Origin of the sequence: Pseudomonas tritici, assembly GCF_014268275.3 — a bacterium.
GTDB lineage: Bacteria > Pseudomonadota > Gammaproteobacteria > Pseudomonadales > Pseudomonadaceae > Aquipseudomonas > Aquipseudomonas tritici.
The window spans coordinates 774985-793590 of the sequence record NZ_CP077084.1 but is presented as its reverse complement, the minus strand read 5'-3'; the positions used below and the strand labels follow the sequence as shown (position 1 = coordinate 793590).

Genomic DNA, 18606 nt, shown 5'->3' with positions numbered 1-18606 from the left:
TCTGGATCAGACCTTCTTGTACAGCTGACTCCCTTCCTGCTTGAACCGCTCCGCCTGTTCCGCCAAGCCCTTGGCTACATCGACATCCACCGCTTCAATGCGCTGGTTGGCCGCGTACTCACGCACTTCCTGAGTGATTTTCATCGAGCAGAACTTCGGCCCGCACATCGAGCAGAAATGCGCGACCTTGGCCGAATCCTTCGGCAGGGTTTCATCGTGATACGAACGCGCAGTGTCCGGGTCCAGGCCAAGGTTGAACTGGTCTTCCCAGCGGAACTCGAAGCGCGCCTTGCTCAAGGCGTTATCGCGGATTTGCGCGCCTGGATGGCCTTTTGCAAGGTCAGCCGCGTGCGCAGCGATCTTGTAGGTGATGATCCCGGTCTTCACGTCATCCTTGTTTGGCAAACCCAGGTGTTCCTTGGGCGTGACGTAGCAGAGCATCGCGCAACCGAACCAACCGATCATCGCCGCACCGATGCCGGAGGTGATGTGGTCATAACCCGGCGCAATGTCCGTGGTCAGCGGGCCGAGTGTGTAGAACGGTGCTTCGTCGCAGCACTCGAGCTGCTTGTCCATGTTTTCCTTGATCAACTGCATCGGCACGTGGCCGGGGCCTTCGATCATGGTCTGCACGTCGTGCTTCCAGGCGGTCTTGGTCAGTTCGCCGAGGGTTTCCAGCTCGCCGAACTGCGCGGCGTCGTTGGCGTCGGCAATCGAACCGGGCCGCAGGCCATCGCCAAGGGAGAAGCTGACGTCGTAGGCCTTCATGATTTCGCAGATTTCGTCGAAATGCGTGTAGGTGAAGTTCTCTTTGTGGTGCGCCAGGCACCACTTGGCCATGATCGAGCCGCCACGGGACACAATGCCGGTGACACGCTTGGCGGTCAGCGGCACGTAGCGCAGCAGCACGCCGGCGTGGATGGTGAAGTAATCGACGCCCTGCTCGGCCTGCTCGATCAGCGTGTCGCGGAACAGCTCCCAGGTCAGGTCTTCAGCGGCGCCGCCAACTTTTTCCAGCGCCTGGTAAATCGGCACGGTACCGATCGGCACCGGCGAGTTGCGGATGATCCACTCGCGGGTTTCGTGGATGTGCTTGCCAGTGGACAAGTCCATCACGGTGTCCGAGCCCCAGCGAATGCCCCAAGTCAGTTTCGCCACTTCTTCTTCGATGGACGAACCCAGGGCGCTGTTGCCGATGTTGCCGTTGATCTTCACCAGGAAGTTACGGCCGATGATCATCGGTTCCAGTTCGGTGTGGTTGATGTTGGCCGGGATGATTGCACGGCCACGGGCGATTTCTTCGCGCACGAATTCCGGGGTGATGATCTTCGGTACGCTGGCGCCAAAGCTGTGGCCGGCGTGTTGCTGGTCCAGCAGGCCACTGGCGCGGGCTTCTTCAAGCTTCATGTTTTCGCGGATGGCAACGTATTCCATCTCGGCAGTGATGATGCCTTTGCGCGCGTAGTGCATCTGCGTGACGTTGGCGCCGGCCTTGGCGCGGCGCGGGTTCTTAACGTGGGCGAAGCGCAGCGCGGTCAACTCGGCATCACTCAAACGCTGTTGGCCGAAGTGCGAGCTCAGGCCGGGCAGGCGCTCGGTATCGCCACGCACTTCGATCCACGGCGAACGTACATCGCCCAGGCCTTTGCGCACATCAATGATCACATTGGGGTCGGTGTAGGGGCCGGAGGTGTCGTAGACGACGACGGGGGCGTTGATTTCACCGCCGAAATCGGTGGGGGTCACGTCCAGGCTGATTTCGCGCATCGGCACGCGGATGTCTGGGCGAGTGCCCTGCACGTAGATTTTTTGCGAGCGGGTAAACGGCTGCACGGAGCCGGAGTCGACCTTGGCCGATTCACTCAGGTGCACGGTGTTTTTCAGTTTTGTACTTTTTATTTCTGTGCTCATCACGGGCTCTCCAACTTATTCCAGGCGGTGGATTTTTGTCGGAGCGAACCTGTGACGGATGGACGCACTGAAACCAGTGCTGTGCTTGGCGCACGAGCGCTGTTCGATTGTCGAACAACATCCCGGACGAAGCACAAGAGGACTCGCCGGGTGACGAGAAATCTTGTTCCCTACGCAGGCGCTAACCTGATCAGGTTCAACGGGATCCGGTATTTACCGATCTCAGCCTTCCAACAAGGCACCCCGACAAGAACGCGGCCAGTCTAGACCATGCCGTGGGCAAATTGCCAACACCCGAGCATTCAGCGTGATGAATGGCGCAATTACAGGATTGTTGTGCAATGGCAGCGCCACTACACTCGGCAACTGCCTCAAGGCTTGACGCTATGGATTACTCGTCTTAGCCTTGAGCACCAAATTATAATCGTAATATTCAATCTAGGGATTGCCCATGCTGCGCAAACTTTCACTGGCGCTCGCCGTGTCTTGTGCAACCAACGGAATGGTCTGGGCAGCTGAAGCGCCCCTGTCGACCAAAACCGACTTGGTCAGCGTCTACCAGGAAGCTGTAGACAACAACGCCGACTTGGCCGCCGCCCGCGCTCAATATGGCGCACAGAAGGAAGTGGTGCCCCAGGCCCGCGCCGGGCTGCTGCCTAACCTGTCGGCTGGCGCCGATTCCAATAGTGTGCGCAATGAATTTGATCAGCCCGCCGCCAAGATTGACCGTGACGCTCATTCCTGGCGCGCGACCTTGAGCCAACCGATATTTCGTGCCGACCGCTGGTTTCAATTGCAAGCCGCTGAAGCCGTCAACGAACAGGCAGCGCTGCAACTCTCGGCCACCGAACAGAACCTGATCCTGCAAAGCGCCGAAAGCTACTTCAGCGTGCTGCGAGCCCAGGACAATCTGGCGACGACCAAAGCAGAAGAAGCTGCGTTCAAACGCCAACTGGACCAATCCAACGAACGTTTCGACGTCGGTCTGTCGGATAAAACTGACGTACTGCAATCGCAGGCCAGCTATGACACGGCGCGCGCCAATCGCATTGTCGCCCAGCGCCAGGTGGATGATGCTTTCGAAGCGTTGATTACCCTGACAAACCGTCAGTACAACTCGATCCAGGGCATTGTCCACACGTTGCCAGTGCTGCCGCCGGCACCGAACGACGCCAAAAGCTGGGTCGAAACGGCAGGTCGCCAGAACCTTAACCTCCTCGCCAGCAACTACGCCGTCACCGCCGCCGAAGAGACCCTCAAGCAACGCAAGGCCGGGCATGCTCCAACCCTTGATGCGGTGGCGCAGTACCAAAAGGGTGACAACGATGCCCTCGGCGCCAGCAATCCCAACGCTTTCGGCCCGGACTATCACGGCGACGCCTCGCGCCGGACCATCGGCTTGCAGTTGACCATCCCGATCTACAGCGGCGGCCTGACCAGCTCGCAGGTGCGTGAATCCTACTCGCGCCTGGGCCAGACCGAGCAGCAACGCGAAGGCCTGCGCCGCCAGGTGGTGGAAAATACGCGCAACCTGCACCGTGCGGTAAACACTGATGTGGAACAGGTACAGGCGCGCCGCCAGTCGATCATCTCCAACCAGAGCGCGGTAGAAGCCACGGAAATCGGCTATCAGGTGGGGACGCGCAATATCGTTGACGTACTGGATTCACAGCGCCAGCTCTACGCATCGGTGCGTAACTACAACAACAGCCGCTACGACTACATCCTCGACAACCTGCGTTTGAAGCAGGCAGCGGGCACCTTGAACCCAGGGGATCTGCAGGACCTGGCGCGCTACCTCAAGGTTGACTACAACCCGGATAAGGACTTCCTGCCACCGGATTTGGCCAAGGCCGCGGCCGAACAGTTGAAGGCTCGCCCCGGCTATTAAACACACCGTATAACTAATTGTGGGAGCGGGCTTGCTCGCGAATGCGGTGTGTCAGCCAGTACATCTGGTGCTGATACACCGCATTCGCGAGCAAGCCCGCTCCCACATTTGATTGGTGTTGTCAGCGGGTAAGCAGTTTGTCCAAACCGTCCAGCAAACGCTTGAGCGCGCCCTGGTTGGCCTGCATCACCTTGAGGCCAGCCTGGGACATCTTGCGTGCATCTTGCGGCAGTTCGAACAACTGGCGCACGGCTTCGGCCAATCCTTCGGCGTCATCCACCTCTCGCAGCGCCCCGGCTTCACGCATCATTGCGGTGATTTCGAGGAAGTTGAACACGTGCGGCCCCATGATCACGGGTTTGGCCAACGCTGCCGGCTCCAAAGGATTGTGCCCACCGGTCGCCACCAGGCTGCCGCCAACAAACGCGCTGTCGGCCAACGCGTAAAGAAACAGCAGCTCGCCCATGGTGTCGCCGAGCAGAACCGAAGTGCCCGCAGTGACGGACTCGCCACTGGAACGGCGCACAGTGGAAAAGCCTTGCTGTTCGCACAGTTCGAACATCGGTCCGAAGCGTTCCTGGTGGCGCGGCACCAGAATCAGCAACGCGTTGGGATAGCTGTCGAGCAGTTGGCGATGGGCAGCCAACACCACCTCATCTTCACCTTCATGGGTGCTGGCGGCGATCCACACAGGACGCTCGCTGGCGCCCCATTGTTCGCGCAATGCAGCAGCACGCACCGGTAACTGGGGGTCGATGGTCAGGTCGAACTTGATCGAGCCGGTGACTTCGACGGTTTCCGCACGAGCTCCCAGGCTCAGGAAGCGCTGGGCTTCGGTTTGCGTCTGCACGGCAAATAGGCTCAGCTCAGACAGCATCGGCGCCGTCAGCTTGGCGAAACGTGCATACCCCTTGGCCGAGCGCGCCGACAGCCGCGCATTCGCCAACGCCACCGGAATCCCGCGCTGGGCGCAGGCGTGGATATGGTTGGGCCACAGCTCGGTTTCCATGATCACCGCGAGTTTCGGCTGCACGCGATCAAGGAAACGCTTGGCCGCGCACGGCAAGTCATACGGCAAATAGCAGTGCTGAATGCGCGACTCATTGGCGAACAACGCCTGGATGCGCTCAGACCCGGTAGGCGTCATGCAGGTGACGGTGATGGGCAGCGCTGGATAACGCGCAAGCAACCCCCGAACCATCGGCGCAGCAGCGATGCTTTCGCCCACCGACACCGCATGCACCCAGATCCCGCCCGGTCGCATCACCGGCAAGCCATAGGAAAAGCGCTCGCCGACGCGGTTGGCATAGGCCGGCGCCTTGCGCGCACGTAACCACAGACGTAAAGCCACCAACGGCAGCGCCAGGTAAAACAGACAGCTGTAGAGAGTTCTATTCATGGCGCCGGAGTTTATCGGCTTTTTCAGTCGATCGCCTGCAAGCACTCAGCAAAACGTTTGGCCAGGAAGCGCGCGGCGGGCCCCAAGTGCTCGTCGCGGCGCCACACCAATTCCACCACCAGGGCTGGCGGCGTCCATTCGCTGTCCAATTCGACCATTTGTTGCTGATAAGTCGGGTACTGCACGATATGCCGGGGCAGCCAGGCCCAGCCCAGGCCACTCATCAGCCATTCGGCCAGCACGTAGAAACTGTCGGCGCGCCACACCAGCGGGCTGGCGGCTTCACTGCCGGGGTAAACGCTGGTCTGGGTCGACATCAGCAGTTGGCGAAATTGCGCCAGGCGCTGGCAATCCACGTACTTTTCCTTGGCCAGCGGGTGATTGACACCGCATACCGTGACCATCTCCACACTGCCGACTACTCGCCGCTCGAGTGCTTCGGGGATCTGGTCGTGATAGAACAACAGGCCCAGGTCCGCCTTGCGCTCCACCAACTTGCGCGCGACATCACCCTGGGCGGCGCTGGACAGTTGCACTTCCAGCAGCGGGTACTGCCCCGCCAGCGCCTCAAGGCTATCAAGGACAGGCTGGAACAACATGGCTTCATCCTGAGCCAGGCGCAGGCAAGCCTCCTCGCCGCGCGTCAATGACAGCGCCCGGCCATTGAGCCGCTCGCATTGGCGCAGCACTTCGCGTGCTTCTTCCAGCAACACGCTGCCGGCTTCAGTCAGCCGCGGTTGGCGGCCACTGCTGCGCTCGAACAGGCTGACGCCCAGGTCCGCCTCCAGCATGGCAATCGCATTGCTGACGGCCGATTGGGCCTTGCGCTGCTCACGCGCCACCGCCGAAAACGAACGCTGCTCGGCGACGCTGACAAATAGGCGCATCTGCTCCAGATCCCACTGCACGCTCATGGCTCAACCCATCTCTAATTCGGATAGGTAATGACTTTACCCCATCTGATAAAACTCTAAAATGCCAGCCTTATCTGATTGCTTTACCCCGAGGATTGACCCATGAACGCCGCCTACTACTACTTGGCCATTGCCATCTGCTCGGAAGTGATCGCCACCGTTTCGATGAAGGCCATCAAGGGCTGGAGCACGCCAATTCCCCTGCTGCTGGTGATCGTCGGTTACGGCGTGGCGTTCTGGATGCTGACGTTGGTGGTGCGCACGGTACCGGTCGGCGTGGCCTACGCGGTGTGGGCCGGGATGGGCATTGTGATGGTGAGCATCGCGGCGCTGTTTATTTATGGGCAAAAGCTGGATATCCCGGCGATGCTGGGAATGGGCCTGATTGTACTGGGCGTGGTGGTCATTCAATTGTTCTCGAAAACCGCCGGGCACTGATTGTTCACTTGAAACTTAACTGAATCCAGAATTCGCAGCCTCACTGAAGCTCGACAGCGCCTACGGTGCGCATGCCTTGAGAATGTATACTTGGCGCCTTGTTTTGAAGAGAGGTCGCCCATGCCATCCGTTATTTCCACCGACGTTCTGATTGTCGGCGCCGGGGTTGCCGGCCTCTGGCTGAATGCGCGCCTGCGCCGCCAGGGCTTTTCCACGGTGGTCGTGGAAAGCGCCACCCTGGGTGGCGGGCAAAGCGTGAAGTCCCAGGGGATCATTCACGGCGGTGCGAAATACGCCCTGCACGGTGCCCTTACCGGCGCTTCCGAAGCGATTGCCGATATGCCGCGCCGCTGGCGTGAAGCGCTGGCAGGTAACGGTGAGCTGGATTTGTCCGGCGTACGCTTGCTGTCCGAGGCCCATTACCTGTGGTCCCCCGGCACGCTCGCTGGCAACCTCACCAGTTTCTTCGCCAGCAAGGCCGTGCGCGGCCGCGTCGACCAGGTCAAGGGCAATGACCTGCCACCCGCCCTGCAAGACCGCCGTTTCAAAGGCAAGGTCTATCGCTTGGCCGAACTGGTAGTGGATGTACCGAGCCTGATCGAACGCCTGGCACAACTGGCCGGCGACGGGTTGCTCGCCGGGCAACAGATTGAACCGTTGCTGGAAGGCGACGCGCTGGTGGGTTTGAAGGTCGACGGTCGCGCGATTCGCGCTCAGCGCATCGTGTTGAGCGCCGGCGCCGGCACGGCAGATTTGCTGACCGCGCTGGGCCTCAGCCAGCCAGCCATGCAAAAGCGTCCATTGCACATGATCATCGCCAAAGGGCCCGGCCTGAAGCCGTTGTACGCCCACTGCCTGGGCGGCGGGACCAAGCCGCGCATCACCGTCACCACTCACCCGGCGGCCGATGGCAATTGGGTATGGTACATGGGCGGCGACATTGCCGAAGCCGATGGCGTGGCGCGCACCCCGCAAGAACAGATCGCCACCGCGCAGAAAGAGCTTGCCCAGCTGTTGCCTTGGATCGACATGAGCCAGACCCAATGGGCCACCCTGCGCGTCGACCGTGCCGAACCATTGCAATCAGGCTTATCCCGCCCCGACAACGCCTTCATCGCCGAGCAAGGCCGCCTGTTAGTGGGCTGGCCGACCAAGCTGGCGTTGGCGCCTGACTTCGCTGATCGGGTGATCGACAGCCTGGAGCGTGATGGCATCCGCCCAAGCGCCAGCGAGCCACTGCCCGTCCTGCCCAAACCCGCCATCGGTGTACCTGCCTGGGAGCAACTGTTGCCATGAGCCTGCCAACCCTGCATGACCTGCATCGCCCCTTGGGCAGCACCGGCCTGCTGGTCTCGCCGCTGGGCCTGGGCACCGTCAAGCTGGGTCGCGATCAAGGGGTGAAATACCCCAGCGGTTTCCAGATTCCCGGTGACGACGAGGCCCGTATGCTGTTGCGTCAGGCCCGTGAACTGGGCATCAACCTGATCGATACCGCACCGGCTTATGGCATGAGTGAAGAACGCCTGGGGCCGCTGCTGCGGGATCAGCGCAAGGACTGGGTGATTGTCAGCAAGGTCGGTGAAGAATTCGAGAATGGCGCGTCCAGCCACGACTTCAGCGCGGCTCATACGCGGATGTCAATCGAGCGCAGCCTGAAACGACTTGAAACTGATTTTATCGACTTGGTACTCGTGCATTCCGACGGTAATGACCTGCATATCCTCAACGACTGTGAGGTCTACCAGACCCTGGCCGAGCTGAAAAAGGAAGGCAAGATTCGCGGCTTCGGGTTTTCCGGCAAAACCGTCGAAGGCGGTGTAAAGGCTCTGGAACAGGGCGATTGCGCGATGGTCACCTACAATTTGAACGAACAGGCCGAGAAAGCCGTCATTGAGTATGCGGCGGCACACGGCAAGGGCATATTGGTGAAAAAGGCCCTGGCCAGCGGCCACGTATGCCTTGCGCCAGGAGTGGATCCAATTCGCGCCAGTTTCACATTGTTGTTTGCGCAAACCGGCGTCGCCAGTGCTATTGTCGGGACCATTAATCCGCTGCACTTGGCCCATAACGTGGCGACCGCTGCCCAAGTCATTCGTCAACTCTGATGCCGCCGACGCGGCCGACCCCGTCGCAAGAAGGAGCCGACATGCCGCGTACGCTCATAAGAAAAAACCCCAGCAACTTCAAAACACTGCCGCTGCACGTCGAAGCCACCCCCGAAGGCCTGAGCTACCAGAGCGTCGGCATGCCGCTCAACTTTGCCCAGACCCTGCAGCGGCGCAAGCCGGTGGAGGTGGCAGACCCCGAGCGCTTCGCCCTGGAACTGGCCAACCTGGGGGTTTCGGTACGCCTGACCCTGCATTGGCAGAACCGCGATTACTGGGTGCTGGTACGCCAACGCCGGCAGGACCGTGGCGATGTGGTGCTCAAGCTGATTTCCGGCTACGTGCCCGCCCATGAACTGAACCTGCCGCTGCACACTGCCATCCAGGAAATTGCTGAAGAGTGCCTGCTGGAGACGCCGGAGGGTTGGCTCAGCGGGCGCTTCAATGACACCTGGCTGCCGGCGCCCTACTCCGCCGCGCTGCATTACCGCGAAGCGCTGCCGTTTCGCCTGAGCCCCTTGTCCGGTGCTGCCCGCCCGGTGCGTTGTGCCACAACCCAGTTGATCGAGCGCCCGCGCGCCTACGTGCACTTGCCCACCGCATCGCTGCAATTGATTTACGACCTGCGCCTGGAAGTGCCCAAGGAAGCCAAATCCCTGAGCCTGTTCCATGTGGACGAGCGCCTGGAAGGTGATCAACTGGTCGCGCGCCTGGACCGCCAGCGGCCAGACCTGTACCTGATGCCCCTCAAAGACGGCCAACCCCTGGCCGAGCTGTACACCGTCAAGAAGGACCAGCTGTATCCAGCGAGCACGCGGGGTTTGTACCTCGCAGAAAGCTTCGCCCAGCAGGAAGGCTGGGTGGTGCGTGAGGAGCGGATTCGCTGGAAGGATTGGCTGCGCCAGCAAGGGCTCGCGGTGCCGGAGAAAGAATCGAAATTGAAGCGCCTGGCAAAGCGGGTGCTGCGCAAAATCGTGCCGAAGAAAAAAGCCAAGGCTTAACGCGAACCCAATGTGGGAGCTGGCAGACCTGTGATGAGTATTGATAGCTACACATCTTGAGCCTGCGTAGCAGCTGTCGAGCCCTGGCGAGGCTGCGTCAGCGGTGTGTCAGACAGGCCGCAAACGCAGCCTCGCCAGGGCTCGACAGCTGCTACGCACTTTCACTTTGAAAATTGCATGGATATCCAATCCAGCTCCCACAATTGATTGCGTTCAGCCTTTGAGCAAGCGCTCCAGGCCAGCCTTCAACGGGGTAGGCTCCGGCAGTGTGAAGCTCGCTAACAACCGCTGGTTGTTCGCCCGCGAATGCCGGATATCCCCGGAACGCGCCGGCCCGTAAGTCACTGTTGGCAACTTGCCGACTATTTCTTCCAGGGCTTGCAGCACTTGCCTGAGGGTGGTGGTGCGGTTCCAACCCACGTTGATTGCGCCCAAAGGTGCGGCGGGCGCTTCTACGGCCTGGACCAATACGTCCACCAGGTCTTCCACGTACATGAAGTCACGGGTTTGCTCGCCATCGCCAAACACGGCAATCGGCACGCCTTGCTGTACGCGCTCGCTGAAGATACTGATCACGCCCGAATACGGCGATGACGGATCCTGGCGCGGCCCGAAGATATTGAAGAAGCGGAAAATCACCGGCTCCAGGCCATGCTGGCGGCGGTAGAAGTCGAAGTAATACTCACCGGCCAATTTGTCGGACGCATAAGGCGTCAACGGCGCCTTGGTGGTTTCTTCATCAATCGAAGCACCCTCGCCATTGTTGCCATAGACGGCAGCGCTGGAGGCATACACCACACGCTTGACGCCAACCTTGCGCATGGCTTCGCAGACATTCAAGGTGCCGACAAAGTTGCTCTGGTGCGTGCTGACCGGATCATCCACCGATGCCTGCACCGAGGCCACCGCCGCCAGGTGCACCACCGCTGCCGCGCCGACAGCGGCACGCGCCACCAGCTCGGCATCGGCCACATTACCTTCCAGCAGTTCGACGCGCGGATCGTCCAACGGCAGGTTGCTGCGCTTGCCGGTGGAGAGGTTATCCAGCACCCGCACGCTGTAGCCTTTAGCGAGCAGCCCATCGACCAGGTGCGAGCCGATAAAGCCTGCACCACCGGTGATCAGTACCCGTTTACTCATTGTTGCGGATCTTCTCGACGATAGCCGTAGTCGAGCTGTTCTCAACCAGGCCCAGCACTTTGACCGTGCCGCCGTAGGCGCTGACGATATCCGCCCCCACGACCTGGTCGACGGAGTAGTCGCCACCCTTGACCAGCACGTCCGGCTTGACCTGGGCCAGCAGGTTTTCCGGGGTCGCTTCAGGGAAGCTGATCACCCAGTCCACTGCGCCCAGACCTGCCAGCACCGCCATGCGCCGGTCGACACTGTTGATCGGGCGCCCCGGGCCTTTCAGGCGGCTGACCGAAGCGTCGTCGTTGACCGCAACGATCAGGCGATCGCCTTGAGCGCTCGCCTGCTCAAGGTACGTCACATGACCGGCGTGCAAGATGTCGAAGCAGCCGTTGGTGAACACAATGCTTTCGCCGTGGGCACGGGCATCGTCAATCGCCAGCAGCAATTGCTCGATGCTCAGCACGCCGCGCTCCGAGCCTTCGGAGCGCTGGATCGCACGGCGCAATTCAGGTGCGCTGATGGCAGCAGTACCCAACTTGCCCACCACGATGCCCGCGGCCAGGTTGGCCAGGGCCACCGCATGCGGTAGCTCTTCACCGGCCGCAATCGAGGCGGCCAGGGTGGAAATCACGGTGTCGCCGGCGCCGGTGACGTCGAACACTTCACGCGCTCGCGCCGGCAGGTGCATCGCCGGGTGGCCCGGACGCAGCAAGGTCATGCCGTGCTCGCCACGGGTCACCAGCAAGGCGCCCAGGTCGAGGTCGGCCATCAGCGCTGCGCCCTTGGTCACCAGGTCGTGCTCGTCGGCGCAACCACCGACGATGGCTTCGAACTCGCTGAGATTCGGCGTGATCAGGCTGGCTCCACGATAAATCGAAAAGTCCTTGCCCTTGGGATCAGCCAGCACCGGGATGCCTTTGGCCTTGGCGGCCTGGATCAATACCTGGTGGTTCTTCAAGGCGCCTTTGCCGTAGTCCGACAACACCAGCACCTTGATGCCTTCGAGCAGCTCGTCAACCTGGCCACTGAGGGCCAGGGCGTCGGTGGCGAAGGGTTCTTCGAAATCAATACGCAGCAATTGCTGGTGACGGCTCATGACCCGCAGCTTGACGATGGTCGGCTGATGGGCAATGCGCTGGAACAGCGCGCGCACGCCAGCACCGCGCAGGCTGTTGGCCAGGCTGTCGGCGGCTTCGTCGTCACCGGTCACGCCCACCAGGGAGGCCGGGGCGCCGAGGGCGGCAATATTAAGGGCAACGTTGGCAGCGCCGCCTGGGCGGTCTTCGATTTGCTCGACCTTGACTACCGGTACCGGCGCCTCAGGGGAAATCCGTGAGGTACCGCCATGCCAGTAACGGTCGAGCATGACATCGCCGACCACCAAGACAGGGGCTTGATCGAATCGCGGCATGGACAACTTCATGGAGCAACCCACATACAAAATGAACAGGGGCGCGATATTAGCACAGGGTGAGCGCCGCCTAGTTCGAGAGCTTTATCCGGGAGGCATCACAGGCGACATCTGCTCATTTTTTAAACAAAGCGGCCAGGATATGGTCCACCGCGTCGGCCAATTCGACCTCATCGGTGTTGACTTCGCAGTCGGCTGCAAGCGGCGCTTCGTAAGGGCTGTCCAGCCCGGTGAAGGCCTTGATGCGCCCATCCAGCGCCGCACGGTATAACCCCTTGGGATCGCGCCGCGCGCACACGTCAAACGGCGTGCTGATGTAGACCTCGAAAAACTGCCCCGGGCCGAACAGTGCCTTGGCAGTCGCACGATCGGCGCTGAACGGAGAAATCGCCGAGACGATTACGATCAATCCCGCGTCAACCATCAGTCGCGCCACTTCGCCAATGCGCCGGATGTTTTCCTTGCGCGCCGCATCGCTCATGCCCAAGTCGTTGCACAACCCCGTGCGCAAGTTGTCACCATCGAGCACAAAGGTATGCCGGCCTTGCTCATTGAGCTGCACTTCCAGGGCATTGGCCAGGGTCGACTTGCCGGCCCCGGACAACCCTGTCAGCCACAGGCAGCAAGGCTGCTGGTGCTTGAGCGCGGCGCGCGCGGCGGCCGACAACGACAAGGCAAAGGGGCGAATGGAGGCAGAGCCACGGGAGAGCGACGGACTATTCATAACCCAGGACCTCGTAGTCACGTTGATAGGCACGCCGGACCAGGCGCCGCGTACGCAGGGTGCAGAAGTCCCTGACCGGCTCGCTGCGCCGCCCGAGTGAAACATTGAGATGGGGCAGCGAAGACGTTACGCCGAGGCGCTCGCACAGCTGCTGGAAGTCTTGCTCCAGGGACTCTTGGCGACCCAGGAAATCCATGGCCATTTGCCCGATGTGATCGACCAGGAAGTCGGTCTGGGGAGCAAAGTGCAGCTGGCGGCGCAGGTTTTCCGGGCACAACCAGTGGGCGACGAATTGGTCAAAGTCGCGGTAGCTGCACACCAGTGCCTGTGCCTGCAGGTCGCGAGGGCCCATGTGGTTGCTGCGCAAGTAGGTGTAGGCCGAGTAGGCGCGCTCCAGCGGATCACGCACAAAGGCAAATTTGAAACTGCGTTGGCAATGTTCGGGGAACTGTTGCTGATACCAGTAATACGGCAAATGCCCTGGCCAGCGCCCATCGAGCAACGCCGAACAGACGCTGCTGCCGGCGCATTTGGGCACATGGATAAACACGCAGTTGTGTCGTTCGAAAGCAGGCGGAAGTGCCGTCACCCCAGACAACGATTTGTTCACCGCCTGGCGATCCACCACTGACAAACGTCCCAGCAAAAACACCCTTTGGGGTTTGGGAAGCAGTTTCCAGAACAGACGTTGCAACATTCCATTACCCACGCAAGAAGGTTAGCCCTCTCGTTCGTCATTCGAATCGAGAAGGCCAACATAACAAACGACAGGCTGCGAATTATTTGGCTTTGGTCAAGCCGTGTAAGGGCCTTGATACAAACCCCGGGGCGCATTGCGCGCCCCGGCACATCAGGTGATGTTAGCCGTGATGGGCTCATCCAGGCCCATGGCGTGCAGGCGCGAGTAATAGCCGCCCAGGGCCAGCAGTTCCACATGTGTACCCCGCTCGACAATTTCACCGTGGTCCATCACCAGAATCATGTCGGCTTTCTCGATGGTGGACAGTCGGTGCGCGATAACCAGGGTGGTGCGGCCCTTCATGACTTTGTCCAGCGCAGCCTGAATGTGGCGTTCGGACTCGGTGTCGAGCGCCGAAGTCGCTTCGTCCAGGATCAGCAACGGGGCATTTTTCAGCAGGGCGCGGGCGATGGCCAAGCGCTGACGCTGGCCGCCGGAGAGCAGCACGCCGTTTTCACCGACTTCGGTGTCCAGGCCTTTGGGCAGTTCGGCGATGAAGTCCATGGCATAGGCATCGGCGGCGGCTTTTTCGATGTCGGCACGCGGTGCATCCGCCAGGTCGCCGTAGGCGATGTTATTGGCCACGGTATCGTTGAACAGGGTGACGTGCTGGGTCACTTGGGCCACATGCCGGCGCAGGTTGCGCAGGCGGTAGTCTTCGATCTCCACCTCATCCAGCAGGATTTCGCCGGTTTCGTGGTGGTAAAACCGCGGAATCAGGCTGGCCAGCGTGGACTTGCCACTGCCTGAGCGCCCTACCAGCGCAATCATCTGCCCAGGTTCCGCCGTGAAGCTGATGTTCTTCAGCACTTCGCGCTCAGCACCCGGATAGGTGAAGCTCAGGTTGCGCACGTCCAGGCGACCGCTGACGCGATCACGCTCCACGGTGCCGCTGTCGACTTCCGGCTCTTCATCGAGCTGTTCGAAGATGCTTTCGGCACCGGCGACGCCTTTCTGGATCGTCGAGCTGACTTCCGACAACTGACGGATCGGCTTGGGCAGCAGGCCCGCAGCGGTGATGTAGGCCACCAGGTCACCCGCCGTGGCGTCGCCGCGCAGCAACAGCACCAGGAACATCAAGGTGGCCATGGCCGTGTAGATCACTAGTTGCAGCATCGGCGTGTAGACCGCGCCGGTCTTGTTCATGCGCAGCTGTTTGTCGGTGTTGCTTTGGCTGGCGGCGGCAAAACGGCGTTCCTCGTAGCTTTCGCCACCGAAACTGCGCACCACGCGGTAACCCTGGATGGTCTCCGAGGCCACGTGGGTGACATCGCCCATTGCCACTTGGATCTTCTTGCTCTGCTTGCGGAATTTCTTGCTGGTGCTGCCGACCATAATGGCGATCAGCGGCAGGATCGCCAGCATCACCAGGGTCAGCTTCCAGTTCATCCACAGCAGGTAACCGAACAGGAACACCACCGTCAGACCTTCACGGATCACGACCTTGATCGCATCCGTGGCGGCGCCGGTGACCATGGTCACGTTGAAGGTGATGCGGGAAATCAGGTGCCCGGAGTTATGCGTATCAAAATAGCGATTCGGCAGTACCAACAGTTTGTTGAACAGCTGGACGCGCAGGTCATGCACCAGGCCAAGGGAGACCTTGGCCAGGTAGTAGTTGCCGAGGAAAGAGCCAAGGCCTTGCCACGCGGCGATCAGGATGATCAGCAGCGGCACGGCCATCAGCAGCTTGAGGTCCTTGAACAGCGGGATCTTGGGCAGGAACACCACGTCGGGATTGCTCAAGCCATCCACAAAGTACTTGAGGATCCCGGCGAGCATCGGCTGGGTGGAAGCAAAGATCACGAAGCCCAAGATACTCAGCATGAACATGCCGATGTACGGTTTCACATAGCCCAGCAGCCTGAAGTAAATTTTCAGGCTGGATTCCTGGTCCGCTTTGGGCGGTGCGTCACTCATGTGTCGAGCTCACTGATTGGGTAGGACGCGAACTTTATCACATGCATCGGGGTTGGCCCGAGCCCAGACCAAGACACTGGCCAGCGCAATCGGCAGCCACGAGATAAACCACTCGGCCCGCGGGGTGCCCGTTAGGCTGGCCGCATCGAACTGCATCGCCAGGAACGAAAACATCCACATACCGATGATGCCCTTGCCGTAAAGCGTGTCGCGAGCCTTCCAGGCTTGCCAGAGCACGCCGAACCACAGCCCGCACCACAGCAGCAGGCCGGGCAGGCCCAACTCGATGCTCACGTGAGTGAACAGATTGTGGGAATGATCAAAATAGAGGTTATCGGCGAATACCTTGTAATCACCACCCAGGCCCAAACCGGTCCACGGATGCTCGGAGATCATCTGGACGGCCGCCATAAAGATCTGCGGCCGGTAGGAAACGCCACGGGCCAACATCAGCGATTGCATGGCGAAGAACACCGCCAGTGCCGCCACGACTGCCGCGATAGCGATCACGGTGGTGCGTCGGTCTCGGCACCAAGCCGGCATTGCCACCACCGTCAGCAGCAGGGCCAGCGCGGCGCCGCGGCTTTGGCTCAGCACCACAAAAAGCCCGAGGAACCCGACAGAAAGCACCCACGCCACTTGCATCCAGCGGCCACGCGGCACCCAATGCAACAACCAGACGGCAGCCAGACCTATCACATAGGCCCCCAGAATCGGGTGGGATAATTGGCCCAGCCCTTCGAGCCGTGCATACCAGACATTATGCTCAACGCCATAAAACTTGACGATCGCGACCAGCGAAGAAAGGGCCAACCCGAAGCCACCCCACTGCATCACGCGGATGACTCGCTCGGTCTGCCCACAGGCAAACACCGGGAAAAACAGCAGGAACACGCCGATGTACAGCAAGCGCTTGGCCTCCCGCGAAGGGTCTTCGGCATTGGTCCACGACAAACTGACTGCGCCCCAGGCGGCGAGCGCCGCAATCATCAGGCACATCCAGCGCTGTTCACGCCAGACTTCCTTGAGGCGCTCACGCGCCGACCAGGCAAACACCATGGCCGGCAACCAGAGAAACAGCGTCAAGCCTTGTTGATAAATCTTGTTGGTCGGCGCGAAGGCAATCGCCAGCAAAAACCAAAGTAACCCGAAAATCATCCATACCTGCGCCCAACGACCTACCTGCATCACCCGCTCCTGAATACGTACAACCCGCCAACCCGGCATGGTTAAAACCCAAAACTTTCGGCATTATTACCGATCACTGTGCCCGCGACTCCCACAAGGCTTTCCGACGATGCAATGTTCAAGGCTTCCCCAAGCCGATTTAAACGCGATGATTGAAGGTGCCCGAATCCTCGAACAGGACAGCTACGGCCCCAAAGTCTACCTGTTGGCCGACGGGAATATCCTCAAACTGTTTCGCCGCAAGCGTCTGTTTTCGTCAGCGCTGTTGCGCCCCTACTCCAAGCGGTTCATCGACAACGTGGCGCAATTGCAACAGCGTGGCATCCCCACCCTGACCGTACTCGCGTTCTTTCAACTGGCCGCGCCAGGCATGACCGCCGTGCTGTATCGGCCGCTGCCGGGTGAAACGCTGCGTCAGATTTCCAACAAGGAAGGCTTTGACTGGCAATCGAACCTCGATCCGCTGGTGGCGCTCATCCGCCGCTTGCACGGTGCGGGAATTTACTTCCGCTCCCTGCACCTGGGCAATATCGTTGTCACACCTGATAACGAAATGGGGCTGATTGATGTGGCGGATATGCGCTTTTTGCGCGCGCCGCTGAACCCGGAACTCGCACGGCGCAACTTGCAGCACTTTGCACGTTATATTGCACGCGAGAAGCTGAACGAACGCTTTCCAATGCAGGCACTGGAGCAGGCGTTGCTAGCGGCATGAAAACAGGCGCTGGGAGGTTTCACTGAAATCTTTCCAGGCTTGGTCCGGGGCCAGCGCTTGCGCCTGAGCCTCCAGCACATCCTGGGTAGATGTGGCGAACGCACGCTCCATCAGACTGCCCCAGGCCTGCACATCGTCTGACGGCGCGTACCAGCCCGCATCCGCCAGTTGCTCGCGAAACACGGCCAATTCACTGGTCAGAACGGGCACGCCCGCCATCACCGACTCTTGCAGGATCAACCCCAAGCCTTCTTGCGTCGACGGAATGGCGACCCAATCGAAGGCCCGGTAAAGCGTCGCGGCGTCCGGCAGATGGCCCGGCAACGAAACCTTGCCCTGCAAGCCGAGCTGTTCGATACGCGCTTCCAGGGTCTGCCTCGCAGCGCCCTCGCCGATAATCACCAGCCGCGCATCCGGCTGCTGGGCCGACACGCCAGCAAACGCGTCCAGCAAACAGCCAAAACCCTTGCCGTCTACCAGCCGGCCTACCGCCCCCAACACGGGCGAGTCGTCCAAAGTCAGGCCCAGGCGAGACCGCGCCTGCGCCCGAGAAAGCGCAGCCGCACGGAACGCCACCGGATCAAAAGCGCTGCGCAGCACTGTCACGGGTCGCTGCAGGTAACGCTCAAGCGAGTGAGCCAGGGTTTGCGAAACAGCCGCCAGGGTCAGTTGCGTAGCCGGAAACTGTTCGAAGAGCTTCTGGTCTGCCCGGCGCATGCGCGTGACGCCATGGAACACGACGACGGCGCGCACATGTGGCAAGTGCTTGAGCACCGGCAACATCACCCGCGCCACCCCAACCCCGTCCAGCAGCACAACTTCCAGATCGTCAGGCAGCGCCTTCTGAAAACGCGCGCGCATCCAGGGTGCCAGCAACTTCCACAGGTGCCGACCCTTGAGCTGGGCGGAGGAGAAGTTCCATTCCACTGCCGGCTCGCTCTCGTCCGAACCGCCTTGCAGCAACCAGGTAGTGATCGGTGCCCGGCAAACGGCGTGGGAAAGTATCTGTTGGTGAACCTTCTGCACCGAAGCGAATGCAGAACCACCGGCCCACATGATGTTGAGGATACTCATCTGAAAAATGACCTTTTGCGGCGTTGTGGTGGCTTTCTGCGT

16 protein-coding genes and 1 riboswitch are annotated in these 18606 nt (G+C 60.7%); of the genes, 6 read left to right on the top strand and 10 right to left on the bottom strand.

Annotated elements, in window-relative coordinates; all coding sequences use genetic code 11:
• Positions 1-6: 6 nt before the first annotated feature.
• A complete protein-coding gene (gene thiC / locus HU722_RS03375) occupies positions 7-1911 on the bottom strand; it encodes a phosphomethylpyrimidine synthase ThiC (protein ID WP_065874378.1) in 1905 nt (634 codons plus the stop codon).
• A 150-nt stretch (positions 1912-2061) separates the two neighbouring features.
• Positions 2062-2167: riboswitch (TPP riboswitch) on the bottom strand.
• Between the two features lie 195 nt (positions 2168-2362).
• Between thiC and HU722_RS03370 the strand changes: the two genes are divergently transcribed.
• On the top strand, positions 2363-3802 hold the full coding sequence (locus tag HU722_RS03370) for a TolC family outer membrane protein (protein ID WP_049710325.1): 1440 nt from the start codon (positions 2363-2365) through the stop codon (positions 3800-3802).
• Positions 3803-3923: 121 nt separating this feature from the next.
• On the opposite strand, the gene waaA is transcribed toward HU722_RS03370, so the two are convergent.
• On the bottom strand, positions 3924-5201 hold the full coding sequence (gene waaA, locus HU722_RS03365) for a lipid IV(A) 3-deoxy-D-manno-octulosonic acid transferase (protein WP_065889115.1): 1278 nt from the start codon (positions 5199-5201) through the stop codon (positions 3924-3926).
• A 23-nt stretch (positions 5202-5224) separates the two neighbouring features.
• The gene (locus HU722_RS03360; RefSeq protein WP_065879892.1) at positions 5225-6115 is read right to left on the bottom strand and encodes a LysR family transcriptional regulator; all 891 of its coding nucleotides are present in this window, start codon (positions 6113-6115) and stop codon (positions 5225-5227) included.
• A gap of 102 nt (positions 6116-6217) precedes the next feature.
• Here HU722_RS03360 and HU722_RS03355 point away from each other — a divergent pair, with 102 nt between their 5' ends.
• The 4 genes from HU722_RS03355 to HU722_RS03340 all read left to right on the top strand — a co-directional run bounded on the left by HU722_RS03355 (position 6218) and on the right by HU722_RS03340 (position 9659).
• The gene (locus HU722_RS03355; protein ID WP_049710328.1) at positions 6218-6553 is read left to right on the top strand and encodes a DMT family transporter; all 336 of its coding nucleotides are present in this window, start codon (positions 6218-6220) and stop codon (positions 6551-6553) included.
• 120 nt (positions 6554-6673) lie between these two features.
• The gene (locus tag HU722_RS03350) at positions 6674-7849 is read left to right on the top strand and encodes an NAD(P)/FAD-dependent oxidoreductase (protein WP_065875243.1); all 1176 of its coding nucleotides are present in this window, start codon (positions 6674-6676) and stop codon (positions 7847-7849) included.
• The gene (locus HU722_RS03345) at positions 7846-8658 is read left to right on the top strand and encodes an aldo/keto reductase (protein ID WP_065875244.1); all 813 of its coding nucleotides are present in this window, start codon (positions 7846-7848) and stop codon (positions 8656-8658) included. Before HU722_RS03350 ends, HU722_RS03345 begins: the two co-directional genes overlap by 4 nt.
• Positions 8659-8699: 41 nt before the next feature.
• The gene (locus HU722_RS03340) at positions 8700-9659 is read left to right on the top strand and encodes a metal ABC transporter ATPase (RefSeq protein WP_065875245.1); all 960 of its coding nucleotides are present in this window, start codon (positions 8700-8702) and stop codon (positions 9657-9659) included.
• A gap of 213 nt (positions 9660-9872) precedes the next feature.
• Here the strand turns inward: HU722_RS03340 and HU722_RS03335 are convergent, their stop codons facing one another.
• The 6 genes from HU722_RS03335 to HU722_RS03310 form a co-directional block, all read right to left on the bottom strand.
• Positions 9873-10799: an NAD-dependent epimerase/dehydratase family protein gene (locus HU722_RS03335; RefSeq protein WP_065879889.1), complete on the bottom strand. Its 927-nt coding sequence runs from the start codon at positions 10797-10799 to the stop codon at positions 9873-9875.
• Positions 10792-12216, bottom strand: a complete 1425-nt coding sequence (gene hldE, locus HU722_RS03330) for a bifunctional D-glycero-beta-D-manno-heptose-7-phosphate kinase/D-glycero-beta-D-manno-heptose 1-phosphate adenylyltransferase HldE (RefSeq protein ID WP_065879885.1) — start codon at positions 12214-12216, stop codon at positions 10792-10794. Before hldE ends, HU722_RS03335 begins: the two co-directional genes overlap by 8 nt.
• Positions 12217-12319: 103 nt before the next feature.
• Positions 12320-12928, bottom strand: coding sequence for an adenylyl-sulfate kinase (gene cysC / locus HU722_RS03325; protein WP_065889117.1), 609 nt, complete (start codon positions 12926-12928; stop codon positions 12320-12322).
• Positions 12921-13625: a sulfotransferase family 2 domain-containing protein gene (locus HU722_RS03320; protein WP_065879883.1), complete on the bottom strand. Its 705-nt coding sequence runs from the start codon at positions 13623-13625 to the stop codon at positions 12921-12923. Before HU722_RS03320 ends, cysC begins: the two co-directional genes overlap by 8 nt.
• Positions 13626-13778: 153 nt before the next feature.
• The gene (gene msbA / locus HU722_RS03315; protein WP_065875250.1) at positions 13779-15587 is read right to left on the bottom strand and encodes a lipid A export permease/ATP-binding protein MsbA; all 1809 of its coding nucleotides are present in this window, start codon (positions 15585-15587) and stop codon (positions 13779-13781) included.
• Between the two features lie 9 nt (positions 15588-15596).
• Complete coding sequence (locus tag HU722_RS03310; RefSeq protein ID WP_065889119.1) at positions 15597-16775, bottom strand: O-antigen ligase family protein; 1179 nt, start codon at positions 16773-16775, stop codon at positions 15597-15599.
• 148 nt (positions 16776-16923) lie between these two features.
• Between HU722_RS03310 and HU722_RS03305 the strand changes: the two genes are divergently transcribed.
• Positions 16924-17490 (top strand): BUD32 family EKC/KEOPS complex subunit, encoded by a 567-nt coding sequence (locus tag HU722_RS03305; RefSeq protein WP_175402998.1) that lies wholly within the window; start codon positions 16924-16926, stop codon positions 17488-17490.
• Here the strand turns inward: HU722_RS03305 and HU722_RS03300 are convergent.
• Complete coding sequence (locus tag HU722_RS03300; protein WP_065879879.1) at positions 17479-18564, bottom strand: glycosyltransferase; 1086 nt, start codon at positions 18562-18564, stop codon at positions 17479-17481. The genes HU722_RS03305 and HU722_RS03300 overlap by 12 nt on opposite strands.
• Between the last annotated feature and the right edge of the window lie 42 nt (positions 18565-18606).

Bases quoted from the DNA above. Each gene is read 5' to 3' on its own strand.
- cysC (WP_065889117.1), bottom strand. From the start codon at position 12,928: ATGAATAGTCCGTCGCTCTCCCGTGGCTCTGCCTCCATTCGCCCCTTT.
- HU722_RS03340 (WP_065875245.1), top strand. From the start codon at position 8,700: ATGCCGCGTACGCTCATAAGAAAAAACCCCAGCAACTTCAAAACACTG.
- msbA (WP_065875250.1), bottom strand. From the start codon at position 15,587: ATGAGTGACGCACCGCCCAAAGCGGACCAGGAATCCAGCCTGAAAATT.
- HU722_RS03320 (WP_065879883.1), bottom strand. From the start codon at position 13,625: ATGTTGCAACGTCTGTTCTGGAAACTGCTTCCCAAACCCCAAAGGGTG.
- HU722_RS03335 (WP_065879889.1), bottom strand. From the start codon at position 10,799: ATGAGTAAACGGGTACTGATCACCGGTGGTGCAGGCTTTATCGGCTCG.
- HU722_RS03350 (WP_065875243.1), top strand. From the start codon at position 6,674: ATGCCATCCGTTATTTCCACCGACGTTCTGATTGTCGGCGCCGGGGTT.
- HU722_RS03360 (WP_065879892.1), bottom strand. From the start codon at position 6,115: ATGAGCGTGCAGTGGGATCTGGAGCAGATGCGCCTATTTGTCAGCGTC.
- HU722_RS03305 (WP_175402998.1), top strand. From the start codon at position 16,924: ATGATTGAAGGTGCCCGAATCCTCGAACAGGACAGCTACGGCCCCAAA.
- HU722_RS03345 (WP_065875244.1), top strand. From the start codon at position 7,846: ATGAGCCTGCCAACCCTGCATGACCTGCATCGCCCCTTGGGCAGCACC.
- thiC (WP_065874378.1), bottom strand. From the start codon at position 1,911: ATGAGCACAGAAATAAAAAGTACAAAACTGAAAAACACCGTGCACCTG.
- hldE (WP_065879885.1), bottom strand. From the start codon at position 12,216: ATGAAGTTGTCCATGCCGCGATTCGATCAAGCCCCTGTCTTGGTGGTC.
- HU722_RS03355 (WP_049710328.1), top strand. From the start codon at position 6,218: ATGAACGCCGCCTACTACTACTTGGCCATTGCCATCTGCTCGGAAGTG.
- HU722_RS03370 (WP_049710325.1), top strand. From the start codon at position 2,363: ATGCTGCGCAAACTTTCACTGGCGCTCGCCGTGTCTTGTGCAACCAAC.
- HU722_RS03300 (WP_065879879.1), bottom strand. From the start codon at position 18,564: ATGAGTATCCTCAACATCATGTGGGCCGGTGGTTCTGCATTCGCTTCG.
- waaA (WP_065889115.1), bottom strand. From the start codon at position 5,201: ATGAATAGAACTCTCTACAGCTGTCTGTTTTACCTGGCGCTGCCGTTG.
- HU722_RS03310 (WP_065889119.1), bottom strand. From the start codon at position 16,775: ATGCAGGTAGGTCGTTGGGCGCAGGTATGGATGATTTTCGGGTTACTT.